The 9,732-nt window shown below is 75.7% G+C and carries 9 protein-coding genes; 5 read left to right on the top strand and 4 right to left on the bottom strand.

Annotated features, from left to right (window positions below; translation table 11 throughout):
* Positions 1 to 610: 610 nt before the first annotated feature.
* Positions 611 to 1,537 carry a TetR/AcrR family transcriptional regulator C-terminal domain-containing protein gene (locus tag ACFWEG_RS26480; RefSeq protein ID WP_387219938.1) on the bottom strand — a complete coding sequence of 309 codons (927 nt, stop codon included), beginning with the start codon at positions 1,535 to 1,537 and terminating at the stop codon, positions 611 to 613.
* 114 nt (positions 1,538 to 1,651) lie between these two features.
* Here ACFWEG_RS26480 and ACFWEG_RS26485 point away from each other — a divergent pair, with 114 nt between their 5' ends.
* The gene (locus tag ACFWEG_RS26485) at positions 1,652 to 3,205 is read left to right on the top strand and encodes an MFS transporter (RefSeq protein WP_387219941.1); all 1,554 of its coding nucleotides are present in this window, start codon (positions 1,652 to 1,654) and stop codon (positions 3,203 to 3,205) included.
* Positions 3,206 to 3,247: 42 nt separating this feature from the next.
* On the opposite strand, the gene ACFWEG_RS26490 is transcribed toward ACFWEG_RS26485, so the two are convergent.
* Positions 3,248 to 4,321, bottom strand: coding sequence for a questin oxidase family protein (locus ACFWEG_RS26490; protein ID WP_387219944.1), 1,074 nt, complete (start codon positions 4,319 to 4,321; stop codon positions 3,248 to 3,250).
* Positions 4,322 to 4,541: 220 nt separating this feature from the next.
* Here ACFWEG_RS26490 and ACFWEG_RS26495 point away from each other — a divergent pair, with 220 nt between their 5' ends.
* Positions 4,542 to 4,853, top strand: a complete 312-nt coding sequence (locus tag ACFWEG_RS26495; RefSeq protein ID WP_387219947.1) for a hypothetical protein — start codon at positions 4,542 to 4,544, stop codon at positions 4,851 to 4,853.
* On the top strand, positions 4,850 to 5,248 hold the full coding sequence (locus ACFWEG_RS26500; protein ID WP_387219950.1) for a fic family toxin-antitoxin system, toxin component: 399 nt from the start codon (positions 4,850 to 4,852) through the stop codon (positions 5,246 to 5,248). The genes ACFWEG_RS26495 and ACFWEG_RS26500 overlap by 4 nt, the downstream gene beginning before the upstream one ends.
* A 12-nt stretch (positions 5,249 to 5,260) precedes the next feature.
* On the opposite strand, the gene ACFWEG_RS26505 is transcribed toward ACFWEG_RS26500, so the two are convergent.
* Positions 5,261 to 7,147: a hypothetical protein gene (locus tag ACFWEG_RS26505; protein ID WP_387219953.1), complete on the bottom strand. Its 1,887-nt coding sequence runs from the start codon at positions 7,145 to 7,147 to the stop codon at positions 5,261 to 5,263.
* A gap of 132 nt (positions 7,148 to 7,279) precedes the next feature.
* Between ACFWEG_RS26505 and ACFWEG_RS26510 the strand changes: the two genes are divergently transcribed.
* Together ACFWEG_RS26510 and ACFWEG_RS26515 are read left to right on the top strand one after the other, a co-directional pair.
* Complete coding sequence (locus ACFWEG_RS26510; protein WP_387219955.1) at positions 7,280 to 7,744, top strand: SgcJ/EcaC family oxidoreductase; 465 nt, start codon at positions 7,280 to 7,282, stop codon at positions 7,742 to 7,744.
* An 80-nt stretch (positions 7,745 to 7,824) separates the two neighbouring features.
* Entirely contained in the window at positions 7,825 to 8,436 is a 612-nt protein-coding gene (locus ACFWEG_RS26515; RefSeq protein WP_387219958.1) for an SGNH/GDSL hydrolase family protein, read from the top strand.
* A 25-nt stretch (positions 8,437 to 8,461) separates the two neighbouring features.
* On the opposite strand, the gene ACFWEG_RS26520 is transcribed toward ACFWEG_RS26515, so the two are convergent.
* Positions 8,462 to 9,664, bottom strand: coding sequence for a cysteine desulfurase-like protein (locus ACFWEG_RS26520; RefSeq protein WP_387219960.1), 1,203 nt, complete (start codon positions 9,662 to 9,664; stop codon positions 8,462 to 8,464).
* Positions 9,665 to 9,732: the final 68 nt, after the last annotated feature.

The following is a 9,732-nucleotide window of genomic DNA, read 5'->3' on the forward strand; positions in this document are numbered from 1 at the left end:
ACCGGGTCACCGAACCGGCGCCGCCCACCGGGCGCGGGGCGGTGTCCGTGGGGCGGGGTGCGCGCGCCGCGCGGGCGGTGGGGTGCGCCCCCGCCGTCGTCGGCGGGGCCTCACGGGGGGTCACGCGCAGCGGGCCCGGGGTGAGGACTGGCGGGATGCGAGCGGGACGGTCAGGCCGGGGACGGGGACCCACCGGCCACGGTGGGAGCGGCGCAGGGGCGGCCCGTAGGGGGACTGCCAGGCGGGGCGGTCGGAGAGGTGAGGGCCGCTCAGGGCGCGGGACTCGGCGCTCGTGGGCGGCGTGGGCACGACGGCCCGGGGCGTGGACATGCGGATGCACCGGTTTCTGTGAGGACCGCAGCGGAGAGCGGCGCGGCGCGGCATACGGCGGCGCGCGCTCGGGATCAGCGCTTGAGGTGACTCACGGGCAGTACAACGGAACGTCCTCCTCGACGTGGTGCGGCGGGGTGGGAGCACGGTAACCGCGCAACGCGTCGGCGCTCCAGCGGTTTTCGTGACGCCGTCGGAGCGCACACGACCGCCGGCCGGGCGTCGGCCCTGGCCGGCAGGTCCGTTCGGGCCGCCGGCGCCGGGGCGGGGCTCTCCGCGCTCACCCCTCCCCGGCCTCCGGCCCGGCACCCGCCCTCGCCACCAGCGTCGCCACGCCGTCGAGCAGGCGGGCCAGGCCGAACTCGAACAGCTCGTCCAGTTCGAGGTCGAACTCCTCCTCGCCGAAGAGGGAGGTGAGCATCGGATACGCCCCGCCCGTCTGGAGCGCGTCGAGCCGGGGCTCGTTCGCCGCCATCCACTCCTCCGGGCTGAGACCGGTGTCCTGCCGCGCCCGGGACTCCGACTCGACTGCGGCGGCGACGCCTTGGGCGTATCCGAGGAGGGAGAGGTGGACGTGGATGACCTGGACCGGGGAGAGTCCGAGGCCGTGCAGCGTGCTCAGGACGCGCTCGGTGTACCGCATGGCGTGCGGGGAGGCCGTGGGCCGGGTGAGTGCGGCCATGGCGCGCGCCAGCCAGGGGTGGCGACGGTAGCGGCCCCACAACCACCGTGTCTCGGCTTCGAGTTGCGCCCGCCAGCCGGACGGTCGGGGGCCCCGCGGCTCACCGTCGAAGACCGCCTCCGACATCAGCCGCACCAACTCCCCCTTGCTCGGGACGTGCCGGTACAGCGCCATCGTCGAGACGCCGAACTCGGTGGCGACGCGCCGCATGGAGAGCGCGCCGAGCCCCTCGGCGTCGACGAGGGCGATGCCCGCGCAAACGACCCGGTCCCGGGTCAGCGTGTTCCGCGCTGCGTGCGGTGCGGCGGGTTCCGCCGCGACCACCGTGCCGACGCCCGGAACCGCCCGCACCAGCCCCTCCTGGTTCAGCGCGGCGAGCGCCTTCGTCGCGGTCGCCATCGCGACCCCCCACTCCTGGGTGATGCGCCGGGTGGAGGGGACCCGGTCACCGGGCGCGAGCTCCCCCGACGCGATCCGGCGGCGGAGGTCGGAGGCGATCCGGAGGTAGGGCGGTTCGGTGGCCATCCGCGCACTGTACTAGTGCACCGAGCGTCCGTCGTCCCAGTTCAGCGGCTGCGAACCACCCGGTGCACTAGGGGAGCGCTTGCGCTGTACATCCGCCGCCGCTTGCCTGCCGGCATGGACAACACACCCCGCCCGCGCGCCGGCCGCAGGGAATGGATCGCCCTCGGCGTCCTGATGCTGCCGCTGCTGCTCGTCTCGATGGACATCTCCGTCCTCTACTTCGCGATCCCCTACGTCAGCCAGGACCTGGCCCCGAGCGCCACCCAGCAGCTGTGGATCCTCGACGTCTACGGCTTCGTGCTCGCCGGGCTGCTCATCACGATGGGGGCGCTCGGCGACCGGATCGGCCGGCGCACGCTGGTACTCGCCGGCGCGCTGGTCTTCGGCGCGGCCTCGGCTGCGGCCGCGTACGCCCACTCCGCCGAAATGCTCATCGCCGTACGGGCGTTGCTGGGGCTCGGCGGTGCGGCGCTGATGCCCTCGACGCTCGCGCTGATCCGCAACCTGTTCCACGAGCCCGACCAGCGGGCCAAGGCGGTCACGCTGTGGACGACCGTGATGACGGCGGGCATCTCCCTCGGCCCGGTGGTCAGCGGGCTGCTCCTCGAACACTACTGGTGGGGGTCGGTGTTCGTCGTCAACCTGCCGGCGATGGCGCTCCTGCTGCTGCTCGTGCCGTTCCTGGTACCGGAGTCCACGGTCCGGCATCGCGAACCCTTCGACGCAGCCGGTGCGTTGCTGTCCCTCGGTGCGGTTCTGCTGGTCGTCCTCGGCGTCAAGGAGTGGGCGCGGCACGGCTACGAGTCCGGGCCCGCGCTCGCCGTCGTCGGCGGTCTGCTGCTCGGTGCGGTCTTCGTGCGGCGGCAGCGGCGCGTCGCGCACCCGGTGATCGACCTCGACCTGATCCGCCGGCGTGCCTTCGGCGGGCCGGTGGTCGCGAACCTCCTCGCGATGTTCGCGACGGTCGGGATGGCCGTCTTCTTCACCCAGTACCTGCAGTCCGTCCTCGGGCACAGCCCCCTGAACGCCGCGCTGTGGAGTCTGGTGCCGGCCGCCGGGGTCGCCGTCACGGCCCCCGCCGCCGCGGCGCTCGCCCGGCGGCTGGACCGGGCGTACGTCATGGGCGGCGGGTTCCTCGTCTCCGCGTGCGGGTTCCTCTGGCTCACCCAGGTCCGCGCGGACTCCGCGCTCTGGTTCGGCCTCGCCGCGGCGTCCCTCTACGCCGGGGGGCTGGTCGCCGCGATGACCCTCGCCAACGAACTCGCCCTCGGCGCTGCCCCGCCGGAGCGCGCCGGCTCCGCCGCGGCCGTCCTGGAGTCCGGCCAGGAGTTGGGCGGCGCGCTGGGGATGGCCGTGCTCGGCTCCGTCGGCGCGGCGGTCTACGGCCGCGGCATGGCCGACGCGCTCCCCGCGGGGGTGCCCGCGGACGCGGTCGACGCCGCGCGCGAGACCCTCGGCGGGGCGACCGCGCTCGCGTCGGTCCTCCCCGCCGACGCGGCCGGCCCCCTCCTCCGCGCCGCGCGCGAGGCGTTCACCCACGGGATGAACGTCGCCGCGGCCGGCGCGGCGCTCACCATGGTCGCGGCCGCCGCCTTCGCCGCGTCCCGCCTCCGCGGCACGCGCCCGGCGCACACGCCCCCCGCAGCCGACCTGGCGGGCCGCCCCTGAACGCGGTCCGCGCGGTGGCACCGGACAGGGGGTGGTGCGCGGTCAGCGGCGCGACGGGGGGATCAGGTGGGTCGCGCGGAGGGCCGCGGCGAGGGTGCGGGGGTCGTGGGTGCGGGTGTGCGCGTCGAGCGCGGTGTCGGCGAACTTGATGGCGTGCTCGTCACCGTGGGCGACCGCGCGGGAGAGGACGTCGGCGGGGTCCGGGCGGGGAGAGGTCAGCGCGCGCAGCGCGGAGGCGGGGGCGGCGGCGCGTGGCCGGTACGCCGCGGTGACGGCCGCCGTCGCGGCCCACGCGGCGGCGAGACCGGGCGCCCAGAGCGACGGGGGCAACGCGGGGAGGGTCCGCAGGACGGCGGTGGGCGCGGTCGCGGAGTGGACGAGCATGACCGCGTCGCCGTGCCCGTGCGCGAGGTAGTGCACGGTCGCAGCGTCGGCGAGCTCCGCGAGGAGACCGCGGGCCTCCTCCGGGGTCGCGGCCGGGGCGAGCCGGCCCAGCGCGTCGGGCCAGCCCGCGGTGGTCGCGAGCTGCGGGACCCGGTGCGCGATGCCGCGCGACTGGTCGGCGACCGGCGGCACGGCCGCGAGCGCCGCGGCCGGCCGCAGACGCCCCGTGCGGACGGAGGCGTCCCCCGCGACGGGCTGCCACCGCGCCGCCCAGTACGCCAGCGCGTGCGCGAGTTCGACGACGCGCGGATCCCCCGGCCGCGGCTGCTCGGCGGCTTCCAGGAGCGTCCGCACCGCGTGCCCGACCCGGATCACGCCGTGCGTCGCACCGGCGACGATCCCCGGCAGCAACCGCGGCCACCACCGCGCGAGGACGGTCCGCCACTCCCGACCGTCGAGCTCGCGGGTGAAGTACGCGGTCCAGTCGGCGACCCGCCGGACGTCCCCCAGGGCCTCCCGCCAGTCCTCCTCCGTCACCGGCGCGAGTCCGCGCGGCGCGTCCTCCAGGCGCCGGACGTACGCGTCGACCCACCGGTGCACCGACCCGCCGTGCCCGTGCCGCACCATCGCCTCGACGGCCATCGGCCCGTGGTTGCTCAGGTACCCGCCGAACTCCGGCCCGGTCCTCGCGAACCGCTCGTACGCCTCGTCCAGCACACCCGTGTCCCGCATGGCGCCCCTCCGCTCCCGTCGTCGTGATCACCACGCTAGGCAGCGGCGGCGGGCGCGGACAGGGCCGCGGGGACGAACCGGTCGCGGGCCGGTGGACGTAGGTCTGCGGGCCGAACCGGGCGGAGGCGTCGGCGGGCGCGTTCAAGCGAGATATCCGAATGACCACCCGTTCGGGTGAAAGCCGACCGTGGTACTTGGTATGACTGGTACCGTCGGTTGCATGTCCGAGACACGTGCGATGAGCCTCCGATTCCCCGACCCCGAGCAGCGCGCCGCGATCGCCGCGGCGGCGCACGAGGAGGGGGTCAGCATGCAGGAGTACATCCTCACGGCGGCGTACGACCGGGCGACCGCCGTGGAGAAGCGCTTCCTGGAGGCGTTCCGGGAGTCGCAGGCCGCGTACGGCGCCGCGTTCGCCGAGGAGCTGCGGGATCTCGATCCGAGTCCTGAGCAGCGCGCGGCCGAGCTCGCGGCGCGGGCCGAAATGGAGTTGCAGGAGCGGGAGCACGTCGGACAGGGGCGCGCCGCGTGACCGGATCCGACCCGCACCCGTTCCACCCCCTGACCGTTCCGTTCCTGCTGCACGCCGCGGAGTCGGTCAAGGGCGACCCCCAGGTCGACGACCTCGGGCCGCTGTACGCGGCAGTCGGGCGGGTCAACGCCCGAGCCATGGACACGGATATCTACGGATCCATGCACCTCAAGACGGCCGCCCTGCTCGAGACCCTGATCAGGCTTCCGTGTCTGGAGCACTCCAATCCGACCTTCGCCTGGTACGCCGCCCTGGCCTACCTTCGCCTGCACGGCTTCGAACTCCGACCACGACCCAAGGCCGCGGCGACCCTGATCCGCGACGTCGCCTCAGGAGCGGTCCGTGTCGGGGCCGTCGCCCGCCAGCTGCGCGAGTGGCCCCTCGCCGACACCTGACCCGCCCCGCTCTCAGCACCGCCCCGGCCGAGCCCAGATGCTGACCTGCGCACCGTGCACGGCGAGCGTGCCGCAGCGTTCGAAGTGGTCCCGGAGCACCTCGCGCTTGACGGCCTCGCGGGGGTCCGGGTCGCGCGGCTCGTCCGGGGGGTCGGAGACCGCGATGATGCGGGGCCGGGCCAGCATGCGGGCGCGCAGCGCGTCGGGGGCGAGTTCGGTGCCGTAGAGGGTGGCCGAGGCGAGCGGCCCGCGGTCGAGGGCCACGTCCCGCAGACCGCCCGCGGTCCGCGGGTACGGGAGCAGCCAGGCGCGGCGGCGCGCCGGCAGGTAGACCACGCCGTCGCCCTCCGTCGCGGTCGCGGCGACCGCCTGGGCGACGGACGTGGCGTCGTCGAGCCGGCTCTCCGGCGTCCGCAGGTGGACCGACAGCGGCAGCAGCGACACCACCACGACGAGCGCCGCCGCCCCCGCGGTCGCCGCCCGACGGCCTCCGGCCCGGAGCGCCCGGTCGAGCGCCGCGCCCACCAGCAGGGCGAGCCCGGCGTTGCCGTACAGCACGTAGCGGTCCATGTAGAGCGGCTTCACCGCGGACACGAGCAGCAGCACGAGCACGGGCAGCAGCAGCAGCGCGAACGGCAGCACGACCGCCCGCCGCGCCGGGCCGCGCAGCGCCGGCGCGGGGCGGACCGCGGCCCACCGCAACGCGGGAGCCACCCGCCCCACCGACCCCGATCGGCCGCGGACCCCGCGCGGCGTCGTCCACCGCGCACGCTGGGGGCCCTCAGGCCCGGCGCCCACACGCCCGGCGCCCACACGCCCGGCGCCCACACGCCCGGCGCCCACACGCCTGACACCCGTGCCCCCCGCCGCATCGACGCCGACGGGGTGCCGCCTCGCCGCCGCCCGACGTGCGAACGGCCACCGCGCGGCGGCAGCGGTGGTGGCGCGGGACGCCGCACCGCTTCCGGCCAGGCAGGCCGCGCACAGCACACCCACGGCGAAGAGCACCGCCGTCTCCGGGGTCACCCCGCTGGTCGCGAGCCAACTCACCTGTTCGGACTGCCCGTTGCTCACCCAGGCCAGCGGCGCGACCCCCGCCAGTACCCCCGCGGCCGCGCACGCCCACCGCCGCCGGGCCACCCGGGGGACCACCGTCAGATGGGCCGGCAGGACGAGGACGGCGAACTCGTGGAGCAGTGCGGCGGCGAGGAGGAGCGCCGCGTAGCCGGCCCAGGACCGCAGCGCCCGGTCGGGTCGGGCGACCGTGCGCAGCAGGACGTACGTCGCCCACACCACCAGCGCGCACACCAGCGCGTAGGAGCGGCCCTCCTGGGCGTACCGTTGCACCGGGGGCAGCAGCGCGAAGGCGAGCCCGGCGAGCAGCGCGGCCCGCGGCCGGCCGAGGAGGCGGCCGACGAGCACCACCCCCGCCGTGGCCGCCGCCGTCGCGAGGACGGACGGCAGGCGCAGCACGAGCAAGGGGTCGACGGCGGCGCCGAAGAGCGAGCCGCAGAGAGCGAACAGGCCGTGCACGATCAGGTAGTACAACCCGTGCACCGCGTCGGCGTTCGCCAACAACTGCCACAGATCAGGCAGTTGCCGGTGCACGACCTCGTACGTGACCGCCTCGTCCCGCCACATCCGCCCCTCGCGCCCGATGCCCCACGCGCCGAGCGCCAGCGACACCACGACGCCCGGCGCGACGGCGAGCCCCGCCCGGACCGGGCGGGCGGGCGGCGCGGGGGAGGGCCGCCGCGGGCGGGGGACGGCGGGGGAGGCCCGGTCGGCGTCCCGCGTCCCGGCCGGTCGCAGAGTGTGAGTGCTGGTGATGATCCGCTCCTGTACGTGAACCCGCTGTCCCGAACCCGTGCGGATCCCGGACGTCGAGTTCTGCACCACTGGCCCTGCCGCTCCCCAGCAGACTTGTCCACGCGTGCGTCCGGCCGCAAGACGGCGTTCACCGGGGGGCGGGCGAATCCTCGGATCGACTCGCTTGACCTCAAGTCCAGTTGAGGGCGCAGGCTCGTCCCCATGACCGCACGGACCGGCGCGAACACCGCCGCCACCACAGACCGTTCCGCCACCACCACCGACACCGCCACCGCCACCGACACCGAGGCGATCACCCGGCTCGTGGCCGCCGTGCAGCGCACCCAGCGCGCCCGCGACGCCGAGGGGTTCCTCGCCCTCTTCCACCCCGACGCGTTCTGGACGACCGGCCACGGCAAGGTGCTCATCGGCCTCGACGCCATCGCCGCGTTCACCCGGGCCGTCCTGCCCGGCGCGACCTGGGACGGGGAGGTGACGTACGAACTGGCGCACCTGCAGTTCCTGACCGCCGACGTCGCGGCGGTGAAGGTGCGGCAGGTGTACCGGACCTCCGAGGCCGGGGGTGAGACCGACGACGAGGGGACGCCGCTGTACGTCCTGACGCGGCAGGGTGACGGGCGGTGGCTGATCACCGCGGCCCAGAACACCGCGGTCAAGCGTGACTGACGTCCCCGGTCCCGACCCGGCGGCCCATCGGGCCCAGTGGCATCATGGGCCGCCGGTACGACGCCCTCGGAAGGACACACATGCTGCATCTGCCGGACGACGCCCCCCTGACCTGGGTGTTCACAGGTGACAGCATCACCCAGGCCGTGTACCACACCCATGGCGCCCGGGGCTGGGTGGAGCACGTACAGGAGCGCGTCCGGGGGCAGCTCGGCCGGCTCACCGACGTCGTGGTGAACACCGGCATGTCCGGCTGGACCGCCGCGGACGTCCTCGGCCGCGCCGACCACCTCGTCACCCGCTTCCGCCCCGACGTGCTGTCCGTCTCCCTCGGCACCAACGACTGCATCGAAGGGCCCGCCGGCCTGCCCGCCTTCCGCGACGCGATGCGCGGCCTCGTCGCCTCCGCCGCCCCCGGCACCCAGGTCGTCCTCCACACCCCCGTCGTCGTCGGCCACTCCGGCCGCGGACGCCGGGCCGCCCAGCCCGCGTACTGCGAGGCCGTCCGCGAACTCGCCGTCGAGCAGGGCGCGTTGCTCGTCGACCACGAGGCCCACTGGCGGCGGCACTTCGGGGAGGAGGACCCGATCGCCTGGATCGACGACGCCGCGCACCCCAACGCGCTCGGCCACCTGGAGATGGCCCGACTCACCCTGCGCACACTGGAGTTGGGCGGGCTGGACCCGCTGTGAGGCCCGGGCGGGACGGGCGGTCCGGTCAGCTCTCGAGGAACTCCCCGAGGCCCGCGACCAGGCGCTCCACGTCCTCCGCGTCGTTGTACGGCGAGAGGCCCACCCGCAGACCGCCGCCGTCCCCGAGGCCCAGGTGCCGCGAGGCCTCCAGGGCGTAGAACGACGCGGCCGGCGCGTGCACCCCGCGCGTCCCGAGGAAGCGGTAGGCCTCCGCGGCCGGTCGGTCGCGGAACGTCAGGAGCAGCGTCGGCGTCCGCACCGCCGCCCGGGAGTGGCCGGTGACCCCGTCCAGCGCGTACAGCCCCCGCTCCGCGGTCTCCCGCAGCGCCGTCTCGTGCCGCTCGATCGCCGCGTACGCCGACCGCAGCCGCGCCCGCCGGTCGCCGCTGCCGTCGCCGAGGCCCGCGAGGAAGTCCACCGCCGCGGTGGTCCCCGCCAGCGCCTCGTACGGGAGCGTGCCGAGCTCGAAGCGCTCCGGGACGGCGTCGCTGGACGGGACCAGCTTGTCCGGGTGCAGGGTCTCCAGCAGGGCCGGGTCCGCCGCGAGGACACCGTGGTGCGGGCCGAAGAACTTGTACGGCGAGCACACCGCGAAGTCCGCGCCCGAGGCGGCGAGGTCGACGGAGGCGTGCGCGGCGAGGTGGACCGCGTCCACGTGCAGCAGCGCGCCCGCGGCGTGCACCGCATCCGCGATCGCCCGCACGTCCGGGCGCGTCCCGATCAGGTTCGACGCGCCGGTCACCGCGACCAGGCGCGTCCGCGGGGTGAGGACCGCGGCGACGGCCTCCGGGGGCAGTTCACCCGTCGCCGGGTCGAACTCCGCCCACCGTACGACCGCGCCGGCCCGTTCCGCGGCCTGTACCCACGGGCGGATGTTCGCGTCGTGGTCGAGGCGCGAGACGACGACCTCGTCGCCGGGCCGCCACCGCGCGGCCAGGGTGCGGGCGAGGTCGTACGTCAGCTGGGTCGCGCTGCGGCCGAACACGATCCCGCCGGGCTCGGCGCCGAGGAGGTCCGCCACCGCGCGGCGGAACTCCCCGACGATGCGCTCGGCGTTGATCTCGCCGGGCGCGACCGCGCCGCGGATCGACAGGGGGGCGGTCAGCGCGTCGGTGATCGCGCGGATGACCGGGGCGGGGGTCTGGGTGCCGCCGGGGCCGTCGAAGTGTGCGGTCCCGGAGGCGAGGGAGGGGAACTGGGCGCGGAGGGCGCGGACGTCGTAGGTCACACGGTGGTCCCTGCACAGGGTCGGGCGCGGCGAAACATGTGCGGAGGGGGGTGCGGCCGGTATGCGGC

Source organism: Streptomyces sp. NPDC060194 (genome assembly GCF_042728285.1).
Lineage (GTDB): Bacteria > Actinomycetota > Actinomycetes > Streptomycetales > Streptomycetaceae > Streptomyces.